14 protein-coding genes and 1 tRNA gene are annotated in these 19,234 nt (G+C 61.9%); 8 read left to right on the top strand and 7 right to left on the bottom strand.

Going from position 1 to position 19,234, the window contains the following annotated elements:
- Window positions 1-205 precede the first annotated feature (205 nt).
- The 3 genes from GGD53_RS19265 to GGD53_RS19255 form a co-directional block, all read right to left on the bottom strand.
- The gene (locus tag GGD53_RS19265; RefSeq protein ID WP_184458428.1) at window positions 206-3,601 is read right to left on the bottom strand and encodes an acyl-[ACP]--phospholipid O-acyltransferase; all 3,396 of its coding nucleotides are present in this window, start codon (window positions 3,599-3,601) and stop codon (window positions 206-208) included.
- A 92-nt stretch (window positions 3,602-3,693) separates the two neighbouring features.
- Window positions 3,694-3,975 carry a YiaA/YiaB family inner membrane protein gene (locus GGD53_RS19260; protein ID WP_011424367.1) on the bottom strand — a complete coding sequence of 94 codons (282 nt, stop codon included), beginning with the start codon at window positions 3,973-3,975 and terminating at the stop codon, window positions 3,694-3,696.
- A 49-nt stretch (window positions 3,976-4,024) separates the two neighbouring features.
- On the bottom strand, window positions 4,025-4,711 hold the full coding sequence (locus GGD53_RS19255) for a PspA/IM30 family protein (protein WP_184458425.1): 687 nt from the start codon (window positions 4,709-4,711) through the stop codon (window positions 4,025-4,027).
- 111 nt (window positions 4,712-4,822) lie between these two features.
- On the opposite strand from GGD53_RS19255, the gene GGD53_RS19250 reads away from it, so the two are divergent.
- Both GGD53_RS19250 and GGD53_RS19245 read left to right on the top strand, forming a co-directional pair.
- Window positions 4,823-5,437: a TetR/AcrR family transcriptional regulator gene (locus GGD53_RS19250; RefSeq protein ID WP_184458423.1), complete on the top strand. Its 615-nt coding sequence runs from the start codon at window positions 4,823-4,825 to the stop codon at window positions 5,435-5,437.
- Window positions 5,438-5,946: 509 nt separating this feature from the next.
- Window positions 5,947-6,726 (top strand): SDR family NAD(P)-dependent oxidoreductase, encoded by a 780-nt coding sequence (locus GGD53_RS19245; protein WP_184458421.1) that lies wholly within the window; start codon window positions 5,947-5,949, stop codon window positions 6,724-6,726.
- 68 nt (window positions 6,727-6,794) lie between these two features.
- On the opposite strand, the gene GGD53_RS19240 is transcribed toward GGD53_RS19245, so the two are convergent.
- Complete coding sequence (locus GGD53_RS19240; RefSeq protein WP_184458419.1) at window positions 6,795-8,027, bottom strand: phospholipase D family protein; 1,233 nt, start codon at window positions 8,025-8,027, stop codon at window positions 6,795-6,797.
- 321 nt (window positions 8,028-8,348) lie between these two features.
- Here GGD53_RS19240 and GGD53_RS19235 point away from each other — a divergent pair, with 321 nt between their 5' ends.
- The 3 genes from GGD53_RS19235 to GGD53_RS19225 are packed head-to-tail and all read left to right on the top strand — an operon-like array spanning window position 8,349 to window position 14,494.
- The gene (locus tag GGD53_RS19235; RefSeq protein WP_184458417.1) at window positions 8,349-9,917 is read left to right on the top strand and encodes a type I restriction-modification system subunit M; all 1,569 of its coding nucleotides are present in this window, start codon (window positions 8,349-8,351) and stop codon (window positions 9,915-9,917) included.
- Window positions 9,914-11,065 (top strand): restriction endonuclease subunit S, encoded by a 1,152-nt coding sequence (locus tag GGD53_RS19230; protein WP_184458415.1) that lies wholly within the window; start codon window positions 9,914-9,916, stop codon window positions 11,063-11,065. Before GGD53_RS19235 ends, GGD53_RS19230 begins: the two co-directional genes overlap by 4 nt.
- 6 nt (window positions 11,066-11,071) lie before the next feature.
- Window positions 11,072-14,494, top strand: coding sequence for a DEAD/DEAH box helicase family protein (locus tag GGD53_RS19225; RefSeq protein WP_184458413.1), 3,423 nt, complete (start codon window positions 11,072-11,074; stop codon window positions 14,492-14,494).
- Between the two features lie 106 nt (window positions 14,495-14,600).
- Here GGD53_RS19225 and GGD53_RS19220 read toward each other — a convergent pair whose 3' ends face one another.
- The 3 genes from GGD53_RS19220 to GGD53_RS19210 all read right to left on the bottom strand — a co-directional run bounded on the left by GGD53_RS19220 (window position 14,601) and on the right by GGD53_RS19210 (window position 15,900).
- The gene (locus GGD53_RS19220) at window positions 14,601-15,020 is read right to left on the bottom strand and encodes a hypothetical protein (protein ID WP_246717833.1); all 420 of its coding nucleotides are present in this window, start codon (window positions 15,018-15,020) and stop codon (window positions 14,601-14,603) included.
- A gap of 10 nt (window positions 15,021-15,030) precedes the next feature.
- Window positions 15,031-15,669 (bottom strand): nucleotidyltransferase domain-containing protein, encoded by a 639-nt coding sequence (locus GGD53_RS31470; RefSeq protein ID WP_210303269.1) that lies wholly within the window; start codon window positions 15,667-15,669, stop codon window positions 15,031-15,033.
- 156 nt (window positions 15,670-15,825) lie between these two features.
- Window positions 15,826-15,900, bottom strand: a tRNA-Gln gene (locus GGD53_RS19210).
- A 165-nt stretch (window positions 15,901-16,065) separates the two neighbouring features.
- On the opposite strand from GGD53_RS19210, the gene GGD53_RS19205 reads away from it, so the two are divergent.
- The 3 genes from GGD53_RS19205 to GGD53_RS19195 are packed head-to-tail and all read left to right on the top strand — an operon-like array spanning window position 16,066 to window position 19,166.
- On the top strand, window positions 16,066-16,974 hold the full coding sequence (locus tag GGD53_RS19205) for an MBL fold metallo-hydrolase (protein WP_184458411.1): 909 nt from the start codon (window positions 16,066-16,068) through the stop codon (window positions 16,972-16,974).
- A gap of 24 nt (window positions 16,975-16,998) precedes the next feature.
- Window positions 16,999-17,448 (top strand): thiol-disulfide oxidoreductase DCC family protein, encoded by a 450-nt coding sequence (locus tag GGD53_RS19200; protein ID WP_184458409.1) that lies wholly within the window; start codon window positions 16,999-17,001, stop codon window positions 17,446-17,448.
- A complete protein-coding gene (locus tag GGD53_RS19195; protein WP_184458407.1) occupies window positions 17,445-19,166 on the top strand; it encodes an SDR family oxidoreductase in 1,722 nt (573 codons plus the stop codon). The genes GGD53_RS19200 and GGD53_RS19195 overlap by 4 nt, the downstream gene beginning before the upstream one ends.
- Window positions 19,167-19,234: the final 68 nt, after the last annotated feature.

Below are 19,234 nucleotides of genomic sequence, written 5' to 3'. Positions count from 1 at the left end.
ACCGGCGCCCGTCTCAAGACCCCTCCCCAACCCCTCCCCACAAGGGGGAGGGGCTTAACTTGCCGCACCCGCATTCCAAATCTTTGGCGTTTCGGAAGGAGCGAGACGGTGCCCCAGGTTAGCCCCTCCCCCCTTGTGGGGAGGGGTTGGGGAGGGGTCTACCCACGCGCAAAAGTTCTCCGGTTGCGCCTGCCAAAACCCCGCGCTACGCCGCCTCTTCGTTCTCAGCCGCCCCCTCCGCCAGCTTCCGCGCGGCGACGAAATCGACCTTGCCCGAGCCCAGCACCGGCACCTTGCCGATGGTGATCTCGGCCGGGACCATCATGTCCATCGCGCCCTTGGATTTGGCGAAGGCGAGGAATTCGGTGCGGGTGGCGGTTTCGGCTTCGGTCAGCAGCACCAGGCGCTCGCCCTTCTTCGGGTCGGGGAGCGACGAGACGACCGAGAGCGCGCCGGGCCAGAGTTCGGCGGCGAGCGCCTCGATTGCCGCCAGCGACACCATTTCGCCGCCGATCTTGGCGAAGCGTTTGGCCCGGCCGCGGATCTTGACGAAGCCGTCCTCGTCGATGGTGACGATGTCGCCGGTGTCGTGCCAGCCATCGGCGAGCGGCTCGAGCACACCGGGCTTTTCGGCGCGGAGGTAGCCGGCCATGACATTGGCGCCGCGCACATGCAGGCGGCCGCCCTCGTCGATGCCGGGCACCGGCTCGAGCTTCCATTCCATGCCCGGCAGGATTTTGCCGACCGTGCCGGAGCGGTTGTACATCGGCGTGTTGATGGAGATAACAGGCGCCGTCTCGGTGACGCCGTAGCCTTCGAGAATGCGCAGGCCGAATTTCTCCATATAGGTGTGGCGGGTGGCCGCCTTCACCGGCTCGGCGCCGGCGAAGATGTAGCGGATCGAGCGGAAATCGTACGGGTGCGCCGTCCTGGCATAACCGTTGAGGAAGGTATCGGTGCCGAAGATGATCGTGGCGTTGGAGACATAGATCAGCTCCGGCACGATGCGGTAATGCAGCGGCGACGGATAGAAATAGACCGGCACGCCCGAGATCAGCGGCAGCACCGTGCCGGCCGTCAGCCCGAAGGAATGGAAGACCGGCAGGATGTTGAACACCTTGTCGCCGCTGTGGAAATCGATGCGGGCGGCGGCCTGGGCGGCGTTCGACAGGATGTTGCGGTGGGTCAGCACCACTCCCTTCGGCGTGCCTTCCGAACCCGAGGTGAAGAGGATGACGGCCGGATCGTCGGCCCGGCGCTTCACCAGCGGCCGCGCCTTGCGCAGAAGCCCGACGAGCTTGTCCTTGAATGAGATTTCGGCTCTGAGCTCATCGAGCCAGACGATGGTCAGCTGCTTTTCCAGCTCCTCGATGACAGGGCCGAGCTTGGCCTGGGTGACGAAGGCGCGCGAGGTCAGCACGTGTTTCACCTCGGCCGCCTTGCAGGCGGAGAGGATATTGGCGGCACCGGCGGTGAAGTTCAGCATGGCCGGCACCTTGCCGGCGCTCATGACGCCGAGAAGGGTGGCGGCGGCGCCATTGGCATTCGGCAGCATGACGCCGAGGTTCTGTTCCGGGAAACGGGCGCGGAACTTGGCGCCGAGCACGGTCGCCCCGGTCAAGAGCTTGCCATAGGTCAGCCGGCCGGTGACCGGATCTTCGACGGCAAGCTTGCCCATGCCGAATTCGTGGCCGGCCCGGATGACGCGCTCGAGCACGGTCGAGGAAGTATCGGCGGTGCGGAACAACAGGTTCGACATCACCTGGTAAAGTGCTGCACCCGCCGCCGTGCGGCGTTTGCGGCCTTTCAGCTCCGGCGGCACCTCCAGCTTCACCGGCTCGAGAATGGTGACCTTGACCTTGGGGAACAGCCGGCGGCGGATCTTGCCGTCGTCGAGATAGGAAAAATAGGTCTTCTCCAGCCCGTCGATCTTGACCGGCACCACCATCGAGCCGGTCTTGTCGGCGACCATGGCGGCGCCGTCATAGACCTTCATCAGCGTGCCGGTCACCGTCAGGCGGCCTTCGGGGAAGATGCCGATCGGGTTGCCTTCCTGCGCCACCTTGATCAGCGAGCGCGTCGCCATCGGCTTGGTCGGGTCGAGCGGCAGGAATTTGCACATTTTCAGGAAGGGGCGCACCCACCAGGCCTGGGCGATCTTGTAATCAACGGCGAAAACCGGCTCCTCCTCGGTGATGGCGAGCGCGAGCGCGCCGTCGAGCAGGCTGACATGGTTGAGCGCAATGATCGGCGCCGGGCCGGCCTTCTTAATATTCTCCAGCCCCTCGACCTCGAGGCGCATGAAGGCGCGGAACAGGATGGAGATGAAATCGCGGAAGGCATTGGTCGGCAGGGTCTTCAGCATCAGCCAGGCGACGGCGAAATTGACGACGCCGAGGCCGATCAGGATCTCAGGAATGGAGGCGCCGAGCGCCTGGATGACGGCGACGAGGCCGAGGCCGACGGTGATGAACAGCGCCGCGAGCACGTTGGCGGCACCGATGACGCGGGCGCGGCGATCCTCATGCGCCCAGCTCTGCAGGCCGGCGAAAGTGGGCACGGCGATGAAGGCGCCGGAGATCGCCATGCCGGCGAGATCGATGGCGACGCGGATGGTGTTCTGCCCGGCGAAGAAATCGAGGATGGTCGTCGCGTGCGACGTCGAAGTGAGGCCCCAGAGGTTCCAGGCGAGATCGAGGCTGAAGAGGCCGAGCAGCGCCGTACCGACGGGTGCCGGCAAGAGCACGATGCGGCCAGACGACATCCAGGCGGCAATGCCGGAACCGACGGCGACGGCAATGGCGAACACCGTGAGATACGCGGGTACGACGAGCTCGGAGCCGCCGAGCAGCTCGGTTACCATGGTCGGCAGGATGGAGAGGGTGAAGGCGCCGACCAGCCAGAACCAGCAGTTCATCAGCGCCGAACGCCACAGCCGCTTGTCCTCACGGATTTCCATGACCAGCGTGTAGCTGGAGCGGATGACGTTGCGGTCGATCTGAAGATCCGGCGCCTTGGAGCCGGTCGGCGGGATCATCCGGGCCGAAAGCCAGCAGAGCAGCGACAGGCCCATCATCATCGAGCCGAAGAGCAGCACATTGTCGCCGCTGGAGAAGGCGAGCGCTGCGATGATCGTGCCGCCGAGAATGGCGATGAAGGTGCCGCCCTCGATCCAGGCATTGGCCTTCGGCAGGTCGCGGCGTTCGAGATGATCGGGCAGGATGCCGTATTTGATCGGCCCGAACAGCGCCGAGACGATGCCGAAGCCGAAGAGCGCGGCCATCAGCACTGAGATGGTGGAGAAGCCGAGGCCCACCACCGCAAGTGCGGCAACAGCGATCTCCGAGCGCTTCAGCAGTTCGGCCACTTTGGCCTTGTCGTGCTTGTCGGCGATTTCGCCGCCGAGTGCCGAGAGCAGCAGGAAGGGCACGATGAGGATGACGCCGGCAAGCGTCACCAGCGCCGCGCCCTCGCTTGCCGACATCTTGAAGAGGATGAGGAAGACCAGCGTATTCTTGAGGAAATTGTCGTTGAAGGCGGTCAGGAACTGCGTCCAGAACAGCGGCGCGAATTTCCTCGAAGTCATCAGATTCTGTTGCACGGCGAGACCCTCTTTCGATCGGCAGAGCAGGCCACAGAGTTGTTACGCAAAAGTTGAATGCGATAACAACTCTGCGATGTGGTTAAGGAAGATCAATCTTCATCGCTACGATTGAATTTGACCAGCAGCTTTTCGGTGCGGGCATCCTCGACCTTGCGGATCAGCTTCTCGGATTCGGCATTGTCGCGCAGCGTCTTGGTGATGTTCACCGTCGTCTGCACCAGCATCAATATGCCCATGGCGAGATAGCCCTTCCCCCAGAGATCGAGCGGCATCATGTAGAGGCCGAGCGCCAGCATGAAGGCGGCGGCGCCGAAGGAGATGTAGGAGAAGCTGACCCAGCTGGCGGAATGTTTCTGGAAACTGTCGTTCATGGTTCTCAAGTCCCTTGGTTCGATGATTGAATGGCTGGATGGAATGAGATCAGGCGGCCGGCGTGATGCGGCTCTTCAGCCGGGCGAGCACGTCATCGGCCGATGAGGTGAGCGGCGCGCCGCAGCCGGCATTGGCAAGCTTTTCGATGATGCCGGCCGGCCGCGTGGCGCTTTCCATCTCCTTCAGCGCCGCCGCCGTCAGCTCGTTCTGGCTCTGGCGCAGGCGAAGCCGCGCCAGCGTCTCCTCGGCATCGTCGAGGGTCGCAAGGCCGGGGCCGGCGACTGCGACATCGAGCTTCTGCGCCTCCTGCGTCGCACGGGCCAGCCGCTCGCCGCGCTGCAGCGCCTGCAGCCGCGCCTCGGCATCCCTGACGATGCCCTTCAGCTTGGCGATCGATGTGGTGAATTGGCTTTGCGCCTGTTCCGACGCATCGCGCTCGGCCTCGAGAAAGGCGATCGCCTCGGCGGCTTCCCGCGCCAGCCCCTCATTGCCCTTGGTGAGCGCCGCGGTGGCGCGGGTCTCGAGATCGGCGATGCGGGAAAGGATCGTCTGATGCTGCGCCTTCTCCTGCTCGTTCTGGGCGATGGCGACGGCGACGCTGCGCCGCGCCGTCTGGATCGATTGCGCGGCATCGCGGATCTGCTGGGCCAGCAGCGGCACGGCGTGACGATCGGCGAAAGCCTGCTCGGCATCATGCGCCCTGCCCCGCAGCAATGTGGAAATCAATTTGAACATTTCTGTCCTCCGGTTTATGAACGTTGTTCACGAGATGAGTTATGGCAGAATCATGAACGACGTTCAAGATAAATTTTGAACGTCGTTCAAAAATTCGAAGGGAAGTGGTTAATGGCCGGCAGACGAGAAGAAAAACGCGAGGACCTGAAGGCCCGGCTGATCGAGGCGGCGCGCGAACGCATCGCCCGCGACGGGCTGGCCAACCTGCGCGCCCGCGACATCACCCAGGACGCCGGCTGCGCGCTCGGCGGCCTCTACACCGTCTTCACCGACCTCGCCGAGCTCGTCATCCATGTGAATTCCGCGACGCTGAAGGCGCTGGAGGCCAGGCTGACGCTCGACGAGGCCAAAAGCAAAAGCCCGACCGATCGCCTGCGCAACCTCGCCCAGGGCTACCTCGCCTTCGCGGTGGAGCACCGCAATCTCTGGAAGGCGCTGTTCGACCACTTCCCCCCCGCCACCAGCCCGACGCCGCAATGGCACCTCGACGAACACCTCTTCCTGATGGACGTGATCGCCGAACCGCTCGCCGAACTGCAGCCCGACATGCCGGCCGAGGACCGCGCCATCCGCGCCCGCACGTTGTTCGGCGCGGTGCATGGGGTGGTCAGCATCAGTTTGGAAGGCCGATTTGTGGGCCTGCCACTGGAGCGGCTGGCAAGAGAGGTGGACGAGCTGGTGCAGACGATCGCGGCAGGCGCGGAGCGGCGGCGGCAGGGGATGTGAGGTGGTGTTGGGTGGAGTGAGCGGCGGGAGCGCAGCGGCGGTGGCTGAAGTTTAGAGGCGGACAGCGCGGGCTGACGTCGCCGTTTTCCGCCGAGGCCCCTCCTCCATCATCGATGATGCCGACGGGAGATAGCGTCGGCACACTGATATCACAGAGAAAAAAGCCCCTCATCCGCCTGCCGGCACTGACCGGGGTCGAGCCACGGTCTCGAACCGTCCTTGGGCCCCGCTCGCGGGGCAAAGACCCCGCCCCAAACCCCTCCCCACAAGGGGGAGGGGCTTAACCTGCCGCTCCGCATCTCCAAAACTCCAGATCGGCAAACGACGAGATGATCTCGGGCAAAGCGGTGATGCTGGGCAGCCCCTCCCCCTTGTGGGGAGGGGTCTTGATCGGTCCGAACCGGCTACAAATCCACCAAACCCCAGGAACCCACCCCCCAACTCCCGCATTGAGCCCCCAACCGGAACCTGCTTCACTCCCCCCACGCCGCCCCGCGAAAGGAACCCCCATGAGCCGCATCTTCATCACCGGTTCCACCGATGGCCTCGGCCTCGCCGCCGCCCGCACCCTCATCCGCGAAGGCCACGAGGTCGTCCTCCACGCCCGCTCCCGCGAGCGCGCCGCGGCCATCGCCGAGACCTCAGCCGCCGCCCTCGGCCTCGTCATCGGCGATCTCGCCAGCGCCGAGGAAACCTGCTCCATCGCCGAACAGGTCAACGCCATCGGCCGCATGGACGCCGTCATCCACAATGCCGGCATCTACCTCGAGCGCAGCCGCGGCGAAACGCCGGAAGGCCACGCCAAGACGCTGGCGGTCAACACGCTCGCCCCCTATCTCCTCACCGCCTGGATCACGCGGCCCCACCGGCTGATCTATCTCACCAGCGGCATGCACCGCAGCGGCAGCAGCGCGCTTGACGATATCGACTGGAACAAGCGGCCATGGAGCGCCAGTCAGGCCTATTCCGAAAGCAAGCTCTACATCGCCACCCTCGCCGCCGCCATCGCCCGCCACTGGCCTGACGTGCTCAGCAACGCCGTCGACCCCGGCTGGGTGCCAACAAAGATGGGCGGCGCCGGCGCGCCGGATGATCTGGAGATGGGGCATCTGACGCAGACATGGCTTGCGACGAGCGAGGACGACGCCGCGACGGTGAGCGGCGGGTATTGGTATCACCGCCAGCAGCGGGAGGCGACGGCGGAGGTGAATGATGTTGGATTTCAGGAGGCGCTGGTGGAGAGGCTGGTTGAACTCACAGGTATTCGTCTCTTTGGATGGCATGACTGAGGCGCAGGAGTGCTACCGGCTTGAGCAGCCGATCCAAAACGAGAGGCGGTTCGAGCAGTCAGGGTGGATTATGCCAAAGTAGCGATCAAGTTTTCGTGCAGCTTCGGCCACCCAAGCTTGTTCAGTTCCCCCTGCGGGACACTGCCATGTACCTCCAAAGCCCTCTGTAGCTGCTCGCTTAGCCAAAGCTGCCCTTCGCGCGAGAGCTCGACTGCCGCCAATTGCCGATAAGCTTTGTACGGGTTCGTGTTACCTTCGCCGCGAGCTTGATTTCGCTGTGTCGAGGTGAATGCATCCGGACCGAGAGCGTTCATCAATGCATTGAGCGAGACTCCATTAGCCATCGTTCCCGCAACGAATTCCGCATGATGGACACGTATATATCGTGACCACGTGTTCTTCCATGGCCGTTGCGCGATTTCATCTGCCGAGGCATCGTCACGTCCAGGCACGTGTCGCATCCCCGTGGCGCGGCCAAATATCCTGATGTCTGGCTTTGGATCATAGGTCAGCCGGCCTATGAACATCACCGCGCCTTCCTTGACTGCTTGGGGTCTCTTGGTGGCCGGATATGCAAGCGCCCAATGACAAAGAGCACTGTCGATTTCATCTCGCGTCGAAAAGGACAGAGGAACCCTATTGCTGCCCTCGCCGAGAAATTTCACGAACGCTTGCTCAGCCTGGGGAATTGGAGCTGGAATTGTCGGTGCGCCGGAGTAAAGAACCCCTGTAGCATCGGTGCCATAATCCGCTAACGTCTCGAGGCGAAAGCGCGGTCCTCCGCTGGCGAGGTGCATCGTGACCGTTTGCTCCCATTCATCCAGCTGCCTTGCCGTTAAATCTGTTCCGGCGCGCGACCAGAGTGCATCGAAATAACGAGTAGATGCGGAGATTATTTCTGCGTCGTCGGAAACGAGACCGAACTCATGATTTCTGGTCAGCGCGGCCTCCGTCAAGTTGGCGGATGTCACGATTGTGCGCCGAGAACCGAAGACATACACCTTGGCGTGAAGATTCCGAATCCCGCGCACCCTCGCACCAGCGATCAGCAAGCTTCTAATCGCTGCGATGTCGCTTACTCCTTCCGCAAAGTCTGCAAGATTGAAGCGTGTTATTACCCGCACCGACTGAGGGGTGTGCGACAAGACGCGCCTGATGGCCTTCTGCTTGAGGAACGGAGATATGACACTGAGATTGCGAGCTTCGAGCTGGAGTGCCGCATTTAGCTCTTCCGCCCATCCCGCATCAACCAGACGCGAAGTCATTGCGGACCACCGCGCCTGTTCTTCTGAGATATCCATTGCCCCTCCCATTTCTTAGGTATGCGTTCGCCTCATCCTAGAACCCACGCAGGAAAGCTAACAAGCGCATAAATCCTCACTGGTCATATCACGCCCTTATGATTTCGATGTAGGGCAGCATGACCATTCGATGGCAACGGAGGTGTATGATGCCGGGTCTCTGGATGCGCTTGGCGGAGAAGCTTGCGGGATCGACGGCGAGCCAATGGGCGTCAGCGGCCATGCAACTGTGAATATGCCAGCCATCAGACCGACCTCGGCGCTTGCGCCTTATAATCTCCCGGGTAATGTCTCCCGCACTGATTTGATGAAGGAATAAGCATGCTCACAGGTGAAATTCGCACGAAGGTCGATCTGGTCTGGAATGCCTTCTGGGCCGGCGGCATCGCCAATCCGCTCGAGGTAATCGAGCAGATCACCTATCTGCTCTTCATGCGCGGCCTGGACGAAGCGCAAACCCGAGCGGAAAATGAGGCTAACCTTCTGAACCGACCGCTGAGGCGCGTGATCTTCCCGGAAGGTGTCTATCGCACCGTGCGTAACGAGGACACCGGCGAAGTCAAAGAAGAGATCACCTACGCCATGCTGCGGTGGTCGCGCTTCAAGAATGATGATCCAGCACGGATGTTCTTCATCGTCTCTGAGAATGTCTTCCCATTCCTGCGCGAGATGGCAGAAAAAGGCACCTCCCATTCGGAACACATGAAGGGCGCGCGCTTCACCATTCCGACACCCGGCCTGCTCGCCAAGGTGGTCGACATGCTGGCGGAAATTCCGTTGGAGGATCGCGACACCAAGGGTGATCTCTACGAATACATGCTCGGCAAGATCGCCTCGGCCGGCCAGAACGGGCAGTTCCGCACGCCGCGCCACATCATCAAGCTGATGGTTGAGCTGATGCAGCCGACGCCGCAGGATGTGATCTGCGACCCGGCGAGCGGCACCTGCGGCTTTCTGGTGGCGGCCGGCGAATATCTGCGCGAGCACCACAAGGGACTGTTCCGCGACGCCGCGCTCAACCGGCATTTCCACGAAGGCATGTTCCACGGCTACGATTTCGACCAGACCATGCTGCGCATCGGCTCGATGAACATGCAGTTGCACGGGGTCGAGGGCGCCGATATCCGCTACCGGGATTCGCTTTCCTCCAGCCATGGCGACGATGCCGATAAATATTCGCTTGTTCTCGCCAACCCGCCCTTTGCCGGCTCACTGGATTACGAGACGACTGCCAGCGACCTGCTCGCCATCGTCAAGACCAAGAAGACCGAGCTTCTGTTCATGGCGTTGTTTCTGAAGCTTCTGAAGCCCGGCGGTCGGGCGGCGGTTATCGTGCCGGATGGCGTGCTGTTCGGCTCGTCCACGGCGCACAAGGCGGTGCGGAAAATGCTGGTGGACGACCAAAAGCTCGATGCAATCATCAAACTGCCATCAGGCGTATTCAGGCCCTACGCCGGCGTCTCCACAGCGATCGTCTTCTTCACCAAGACCAATTCCGGCGGCACAGATCAGGTCTGGTTCTACGATCTGCAGGCCGACGGCATGAGCCTGGACGACAAGCGTCAAATGCTGATGCCAGAGGAGAAATTCGGCGCGGCGCCAAAGGAAAAGCTCACCGAGGACGAGCACGCGAAGAACAACCTGCCGGATGTCGTCGCTCGCTGGGCCGAGCGAAATGGCCGCGAGCGCGAAAACCCGCGCACCGGGCAGAGCTTTACGGTGAGCCGCCAGGATATCGTCGGCTTCGACTATGACCTGTCGCTCAATCGCTACAAGGAAGTGGTGCACGAGGCGGCTGAACATCGTCCACCGAAGGAGATCATTGCGGAACTGCTGGAGTTGGAGGACGAAATTGCCGCAGGCTTGAAAGAGCTGGAGGAGATGCTGTGAATCTTCAAGCACTTGGCGAAGCCGTAGATATTGTAGCCGGCCAGCATATCGAAGCAAATCTCTATAACTCGGAATTTAACGGTTCGGCCTATTTGACGGGTCCTGCCGATTTCGGTGAAATTCGTCCACTTGTGACAAAATGGACGATTGCGCCGAAGGTATTTGCGAAGACCACGGATGTTTTGGTTACGGTAAAGGGCGCTGGCGTTGGCAAATCCAATTTAGGCTGTGATGCCGCAATTGGACGTCAACTCATGGCCTTACGACCGAAGCAAGGAAGGATTCTTCAATCCTATCTTTTCAATTTCATTCGCCACACGGAACAAAGAATTGCTGGGCTCGCGGATGGAGCCACCGTGCCGGGCATAGGGAAAGCTGATCTCGCAAATTTACAAATCCCCCTTCCGCCCCTCGATGAGCAGAAGCGGATTGCGGCGATTCTGGATAAGGCCGATCAGCTGCGCCAGAAACGTCGCCAGGCGATCGCGCTGCTCGATAGCCTGAGACAATCGATCTTTCTGGAGATGTTCGGAGATCCTGTGAGCAACCCAATGGGGCTCCCAGCAAAGCCACTAGGTTCCATAGTATCAAAGGTTGGTAGTGGAGCAACGCCCAAAGGCGGTGACGCCAGTTATAAGCCTTTTGGCATACCCCTAATACGCAGTATGAACGTTCGTGATGGAGCGTTCAAAACTGATGGCCTTGCATTTATAGATGACAATCAGGCAAAAAAACTAAACAACGTAATCGTTGAAGATGGCGATGTTCTTCTAAATATCACGGGCGCTTCGATCGCACGAGTGTGCCGTGCGCCAAAGCTGAAGGTGGCGGCTCGCGTCAATCAGCATGTGGCTATCATTCGGCCGAAGGCCGCGTTGGACAGTTATTATTTGGAAGCGCTTTTGCTGGCGCCTTCATTTAAAAGAAAACTTCTCTTGATTGGCGAAGGCGGCGCTACTCGTCAAGCGATCACCAAGAGCCAAATCGAAGACTTAATAGTTCCTGCTCCAGCAATTGAAACACAAATGGAATTTCGCAATAAAATAGAGAACATTGAGTGTCAGATGCGGTTTTCAAAGATACAAAGTAGCTCGCTAGATATGGCCTTCTCCTCTCTCCAGCATCGTGCCTTCTCCGGTCAGCTTTGAGGCTTCATGTCCAACTTCGCCTTCCTCGCCGCCGAGTTTCCCGAGATCTTCGACAGCGCGAAGCGGGCGGAGGCTCTGGCGGAGGGCGATCCGCGGGCGGGCGCGTTTTATGCGCGGCGTGCGGTGGAACTCGCCGTGCAATGGGCCTACAAGCATGATCCCTCGCTCAAAATTCCCTATCAAAGCAATATCTCGGCGCTGATCCACGAGCCGAGCTTCCAGAAGCTCGCCGGCCAGGCGGTGTTTTCCAAGGCTCGCATCATCATCAAGATCGGCAATCAGGCCGTTCATGAAAGCCGCGAAACCAAGCCTGCCGAGGCTGCCAATGCCGTGCGCGACCTGTTCCATCTCTGCTTCTGGCTGGCCCGCACCTATGCGCGCAAGGACCATCCCGCCGACGATCTCGCCTTCGACACCGCGCATCTGAGCCGCAAGCAAGACGTGGTGAAGCGCGCCTTCGCCGAGCTTACCCGCATGAAGGGCGAGATGGAGGCGAAGGATGCCGCCTTCGAGGCCATGCTGCGTGACAAGGCCGATCTCGATGCCGAGCTGAAACGGCTGCGCGCCGAAGTGGCTGCCGCCCGCCGCGACAACGAGGCGAAGCCCGATCATCACGATTATTCGGAAGCCGAGACTCGCGACCTCTATATCGACCTGTTGCTCAAGGAAGCCGGTTGGAGGCTGGATAGCCCTCGCGACCGCGAGTTTCCCGTGGGCGGCATGCCGAACAGCGAGGGCAAGGGCTTCGTCGATTACGTTCTGTGGGGCGACGACGGCAAGCCGTTGGCGCTGATCGAGGCCAAGCGCACCAAGCGCGATCCGCGCGCCGGCCAGCAGCAGGCGAAACTCTATGCCGATTGCCTGGAAAGGCAGTTCGGCCAGCGGCCTGTCATCTTCACCTCGAACGGCTACGAACACTGGATCTGGGACGACACCGCCTATCCGCAGCGTGCCGTCTCCGGCTTCTACAAGAAAGACGAGCTGGCGCTGATGATCCAGCGTCGCCTGAGCCGCAAGCCGATCGCGGGTCTGGCTGTCAACAAGCAGATTGCCGGCCGCTATTACCAGACCCGCGCCATCTCGCGTGTGGCCGAGGCTTTCGAGGCCCACAAGCAGCGCAAGAGCCTGCTGGTCATGGCAACCGGATCCGGCAAGACACGCACGGTGATCGCACTGGTCGATCTTCTGATGCGCGCCGGCTGGGTGAAACGCGTGCTCTTCCTCGCCGACCGGGTGGCGCTGGTGAACCAAGCCGTGCGCGAATTCAAGCGGCAGCTGCCGGAGACTTCGCCCGTCAATCTGGTGACGGAGAAGAATGCCGAGGGTCGTGTTTTTCTCTCCACCTATCCGACGATGATGAACCTGATCGACGAACGGCAAGCGGGGCAAGCGCGTTTCGGCCCCGGCCATTTCGATCTCGTCATCATCGACGAGGCACATCGCTCGGTCTATCAGCGCTATGGAGCGATCTTCGACTATTTCGACAGCCTGCTCGTCGGTCTCACCGCAACGCCAAAGGATGAGATCGACCATAACACCTATGGCCTGTTCGACCTTGAGGACGGCGTTCCCACAGATGCCTATTCGCTCGACAAGGCGGTGGAGGACGAATATCTCGTGCCGCCGCATTCGGTCTCCGTGCCGCTGAAATTCCAGCGCGAGGGCATCCGCTACGACGATCTTTCCGAAACCGAGAAAGAGCAGTGGGACATGCTGGAATGGGACGAGGAGGATGGCGATCCACCCGACAGCGTCGATAGCCACGCTGTCAATAAATGGCTGTTCAATGCCGACACCGTCGACAAGGTGCTGGCGCATGTGATGACGGAAGGCCTGAAGGTCGCCGGCGGCGACAGGCTCGGCAAGACGATCATCTTCGCCAAGAACCAGGATCATGCAGAGTTCATCGAGGAGCGGTTCAATCGCGCCTATCCGCATCTTGCCGGCCACTTCGCCCGCGTAATCACCTTCAAGACGGAATATGCCCAGAGCCTGATCGACGACTTTTCGAAGAAGGACGGCAATCCGCATGTCGCCATCTCCGTCGACATGCTCGACACCGGCATCGACGTGCCTGAAGTGGTCAACCTGGTGCTGTTCAAGCTGATCCGATCGAAGACCAAGTTCTGGCAGATCATTGGGCGCGGCACGCGTCTTTGCCCGGATCTCTTCGGCCCCGGCGAAGACAAGGAATTCTTCCGTGTTTTCGACTATTGCCAGAACCTCGAATTCTTCCGCCAGAACCCGCAGCCGGACGACGGCCGTAACGGCAAGAGCCTGAACGAGCGCCTGTTTGCCGCCCGTTTCGACATCGTCCGTGCGCTCGACGAGAAGCACAGGCTCGATGCCCCTGGCGTGGCCGAACCCCGACAGGAGGGCTACGATGCTGGCGGCGGTAAGCCGCTCGACGAGGTGACAATCCGCAACGAGACGCTCGACGCGCTGCGGACCTACGTGGCCGGCATGAACCTCGACAACTTCATCGTGCGCGGAAAACGGCGCGCTGTCGAAAAATACAAAGCCGCCGACGCCTGGAACGAGCTCACCGACGCCGTGCGCGAGGAACTGCTTGACGAGGTCGCGCCGCTTCCGAGCGAAGTGAAGGGCGAGCCGGAGGAGGCGAAACGCTTCGACTTGCTGATCTTTGGGCTGGAGCTGGCACTGCTCAAGGGCTCAAAGAGCTTCGACCGGCTGAAGAAGCAGTTGATCGAGATTGCCTCGGCGCTCGATGAACAGACGGCCATCCCGATCATTGCCGCCCAGCATCCGCTGATCCTCGACATCCTCTCCGATCCCTGGTGGGAAGGGATCACCGTGCCGCAGCTCGAACTGGTGCGGCTGAGGCTTCGCGGCCTCGTCCAGCACATCGAGAAGGGCAAGCGCAAGATCGTCTACACCAATTTTGAGGACGAGTTGGGCCTCGGTGCCAATATCGATCTGCCGGAGATCGGCGAAGTCGATTTTGCCCGCTTCAAGCGCAAAGCCCGGCACTTCCTGCGCGAGCACGAAGACCACATCGCCATCGCCAAGCTGCGCCACGGCAGGCCACTGACGCCGACCGACGTCGAGGAACTGCAGGCCATGCTGCTTTCCGCCGGCATCGGCGACACCAAGCACCTGGAGAAGGCAACGGAAGTGGCGCACGGTTTCGGCGCCTTCGTTCGTTCGCTGGTCGGCCTAGATCGAGCGGCGGTCGCCGAGGCCTTCTCCGACTTCATCTCCGACAGTGGAGCAACAGCCGACCAGATCGAATTCATCGAAATGGTCATCGAGCACCTGACCGAAAGGGGTGTCATGGACCCCGCCCTTCTCTATGAGAGCCCGTTCATCGACGTCGCGCCGGAAGGACCGCAACAGGTCTTCGATTTCGAGAAGACGAAGAAGCTGGTCGAGGTGATCAGAGGATTGAACGAGAGCGCGGCAGGGTGAATGGACTGGCTGGGGCGCCTGGCTTCGAACCAGGGGATGGCGGTACCAAAAACCGTTGACCTACCGCTTGGCTACGCCGAGACGCAGCAACTGCCTGCAGGCCAGGTCAGCGGCGGGCCATCTCGTTTTCCACCCACTCTGCATATTCCTTCAACTGCTCGAACAGAGATTCTGCGTCGGATAGCAGCATGAAACGCCCGCCGTATTGGGCCAAGTCTTTGTTCCCCAGAATGCGAGTGAGCCTGGTTTCCTGAGATTTCGGCAGTCGGTTTCCCAAGGCATCCCGCAAAGTCTTGATGACCGCCGCGTGATCGTTTTGGTTGATCTTGTTAGCGAAGGTTGCCGTCAGTGCGTCCGTATAGGCGATGGCTGCGTTGACCACAGTCGCCGCAATCGGGTTTCCGAGTGTTCCGGCCTGCGCACTGCTGATTTGCAGTTTGGCGGACTCCAGAAATCCTCTGGCGATGATCAGGCGATTTGCACCGTGACGAGGGTCGGACGGTTTCGAAGGGCCGCTTCTGGTCAAGGTATCTCCTTCACATCCGTATCGATTCCGGACGAGGCCCAAGCACTACCAGTCCTTCGTTGAGAAACGCTTTCCATAGGGGATCGTCGCTTTGGCGCAATCGTTTCAGGTCAGTGATGGACAGGGTGTTGACTGACGGCGAAAACGACAGCTCGTTTCCCTTGGCGGCCAGAAAATCGACGCTGCCGTTTTGTATCGTTTCGATGTCTGGCGTATCAGCTATCAGCGCCACGTCCAGATCGCTTGAGGTGTTGTCTTCCCGCCTTGCGACGCTACCAAATATCCATGCCGCCACAACCTTGTCGCCAAAGAGGGATGCGCATTCTTTCACCGCGGCAAGGATATCGGCAAAGCGTCGTTCCTCTGTCTCGAACAGGGCTTGCACCGGGGCAAAAAACGGGGAGTCTCGATTGAGGCTGAAAAGACGGGCATATCCGCTTCCAACTTCGGTCACGATCCGAAGACTCGCGAGGGTTGCCAAAGCGGCGAGTATGGGCGGGCGGGATATGCTGGTTCTGCTGATGAGATGGCCAACGCTCAACTGCCCGCCGTGAAGCGACAACTCCCGCATCACCCGCACATTCGCTTCGTTCCCGAAAACAGTTGAAAGCGGGAATCGGAGAGCGCTTTCTGGTTTTGGTCGCGCCATAGAAGCCTCATATAGATATCTTCATGATCATAGTGATATCGATACAATCGTAAAGATATAAATACACTTCTATAGTTATCTTTATGACGCTGACATAGAAGACGGCGAGCCGCTTCGTTGAGGCCGCAAATCAGGAAGAAGACAAAAAACAAACAATGGCTGGGGCGCCTGGATTCGAACCAGGGGATGGCGGTACCAAAAACCGCTGCCTTACCGCTTGGCTACGCCCCACCAGAGCTTGAGCGGCGAACCGCTTGCTGGAAATCGACGCCTGATTAGCAAAGCTCTTTGCCTGTCACAATGACTAAGTTGCGCCTGCGGCAGATTTCTGCGCGCGAAGCGGCGGGCGGCGTGCTAGCATAAGGCGATATTATCAACCTGAGATCATCGTTCCGCATGGAAAGCCCCGCATTCGACCTTGCTTTCGAGCCGGCCTATGGGCGGGCCGTGCCGGTTGCTCCTGATATCTTGCGCATCACGGCGGAAAATCCCGGGCCTTTCACCTTTTTCGGCACCAACAGCTATCTCGTCGGCGCCTCCTCGCTTGGCGTCATCGATCCCGGGCCGGAGGACGAGGCGCATTATCTAGCGCTGATGGCGGCGATCGGCGGGCGGGAGGTGACGCATATCTTCGTCAGCCATACCCATCGCGATCACTCGCCGCTTGCCCGCCGGCTGCAGGCGGCAACGGGGGCGGTGACGGTGGGGCAAGGGCCGCACGGGCCGGCGCGGCGGCTGCGGGAGGGCGAGGTCAATCCCTTTGCCGAAAGCTCGGATATGGAGTTCGTGCCGGATATCGCGCTCGGCGACGGGCAGACGATATCGGGCGACGGCTGGGCGCTGACAGCGGTGCTGACGCCGGGGCATACGGCCAATCATGCCGCCTTCGCGCTCGAGGGGTGCGACATCCTGTTCTCCGGTGATCATGTCATGGCCTGGTCGACCTCGATCGTGGCACCCCCGGATGGGGCGATGGCGGATTACATGGCCTCGCTCGACAGGCTGATAGCGCGCGAGGACGGCCTGCTGCTGCCCGGCCATGGCGGGCCGGTCAACGAGCCGAAGACTTTCCTGCCGGCGCTGAAAGCGCATCGCCTCAGGCGAGAGCAGGCGGTGCTGGCGCGGGTCGCGGCCGGCGATCGGGAGATTGCGGAGATGGTGAAGGCGATCTATCGCGATACCGATCCGAAGCTGCATGGGGCGGCCGCCCTTTCCCTCCTCGCCCATATCGAGGATCTGGTGGAGCGCGGCGCGATTGTCGCGGATGGGCCGCCTTCGCTTGCCGCCAGCTACCGGCCGGCGTAAAGGAGAGGCGTAGGGGAGATGAGCATGGGCCGCGCCGATTACAGCTATCGCACCGATCCCGCCGTACCCACCTTTGCCGATGACCGGCCGCTGATCGTCTTCGATGGCGAATGCGTCTTCTGCTCCGGCTGGGTGAAATTCGTGCTGAAGCACGACAGGCGGCGGCGATACCGGTTCCTCGCGGCGCAGTCGCCGCTCGGCGAAGCGCTTTACCGGCATTACGGCCTCGATACGCGCGACTACGAAACCAATATCCTCATTGAAGGCGGCCGCGCCTTCTTCAAATCCGACGGCACGATCCGCATGGTGGCGAGCCTCGGCTTTCCCTATTCGCTGGCGAAGCTCTTCCGGCTCCTGCCGCGGCGCGCCGCCGACGCGCTTTATGAATTCATCGCCCGCAACCGGCTGAAGATCGCCGGCCGCCAGAGCTGCATGGTGCCGACGCCGGAGCAGCGCGGCCGCTTCATCGCATGAGCGGCGGCACCTTTTCCCTGCTGATCATCGGCGGCTACGGCAGCTTCGGCGGCCGGCTCGCCCGGCTGCTCGCCGAGGAGCCACGGCTCAGGCTGCTGATCGCCGGGCGCTCGCTCGAAAAGGCCGATGATTTCGTCTTCGATCTGCGATCGCCGAAAGGCGGCGCCGGGCGGCTGGGCAGCAACGATCTCGGCGCCTGGCTGCAGGCGGTGGTATTCGATCGTGACGGCGATCTCCGGGAGCAGCTGGCGCGGCTGAGGCCCGATCTCGTGGTCGATGCCTCCGGGCCGTTCCAGAGCTTCACCGGCGATGGCTACAAGCTGGTGCGGGCCTGCATCGACCTCGGCATCGATTATGCCGATCTCGCCGACAGCACCGGTTTCGTTGCCGGCATCAGCGGGCTTGATGCTGAGGCGAAGGCAAAGGGCATCTTCGTGCTCTCGGGACTGAGCAGCCTGCCTGCCCTCTCCTTCGCGGCGCTGGAGGCGATGGCGCCGCATTTCTCCCGCGTCGAAAGTGTCGCGGCCGGCATTGCCCCGTCGGCGCATGTCAAGATCGGCCTCAATGTCGTCAGGGCGATCGCGAGTTATGCCGGCAAGCCAGTGGCGGTGTTGCGCGAGGGGCAGCCCACCGAGGGGCGCGGGCTGATCGACGAGATGCGGGTGACGATTGCGCCGCCCGGTGTGGCGCCGCTCGCCGGCCGGGCTTTCCTGCTGGTCGATGCACCCGACCTGGCGCTGCTGCCTGATCGTTTTGCCGGGCTGCAATCCACCTTCACCGGCGTCGGCACCGAGCCGCAGGTGCTGCAGCGGCTGCTTTCCGCCGCCGCCCGGCTGGTGAAAATCGGGCTCTTGCCCTCGCTTAAGCCGTTCGCACGTCTGCTGCAGGCGGCCAGCCATCGCTTCGCCCTCGGCGCCCATCGCGGCGGCATGTTCGTGCGCTTGGGCGGCCTCGATCATGACGGGCGGCGGCTGACGGCCGACTGGTCGCTGATTGCCGAAGGTGATGACGGGCCGTTCATTCCGGTCCTCGGCGTCGAGGCGCTGGTGCGCCGGCTGCTCGAAGGCCGGCGGCCGGAAAGCGGCGCCCGGCCGGCGGCGGGGGAATTGTCGCTTGCGGATTTCGAAGCGGCCTTCAGCCAGTTCTCCATCGCCTCAGGCATCCGGCTGGATTACCAGGAAGAGGCCCAGCCGCTCTACCGGCGCATCCTCGGCGACGCCTGGGAGAAGCTGCCGCCGGCGCTGGCGGCGATCCATGCGGGCGGCACCCGGCTTGCCTCCGGCCGGGCGCGGATCGAGCGCGGCAGCGGGTTCCTCGCCCGGCTGATTGCCGGCCTCATCGGCTTTCCCGCCGCCGGCGAGGATGTGCCGGTCGCGGTACGTTTCGTCGCGGAGGGCGACCGGGAGATCTGGACGCGGTCTTTCGGGGGTAAAACATTCCGTAGCTGGCAGGCCGCCGGCACCGGCCGCGAACGCCACCTGCTCGCCGAAGTGTTCGGGCCGTTCCGGGTGCTGCTGGCGCTGGTGCCGGAGGGGCAGAAGCTCAGGCTCGTGGTGCGCGGCTGGCGCTTTTGCGGCATTCCACTGCCGCTGTTCCTGGCGCCGGGTGGGGACACTTACGAGGAGGAGCGCGACGGGCGCTTCCATTTCCATGTCGAAATCGGCGGGCGGCTGACCGGGCTGGTGGTGCGGTATTCGGGGTGGCTGGTGCTGGAGTGAGGGGTGGCGGCAAGCGCGCTGCTGTCCGGTTCGTGCTGGGACAGCCCCTCACCCTAACCCTCTCCCCG

Source organism: Rhizobium aethiopicum (assembly GCF_014197535.1).
GTDB classification, from domain to species: Bacteria; Pseudomonadota; Alphaproteobacteria; order Rhizobiales; family Rhizobiaceae; genus Rhizobium; species Rhizobium aethiopicum_A.
This window is presented reverse-complemented; position numbering and strand designations above follow the sequence as displayed.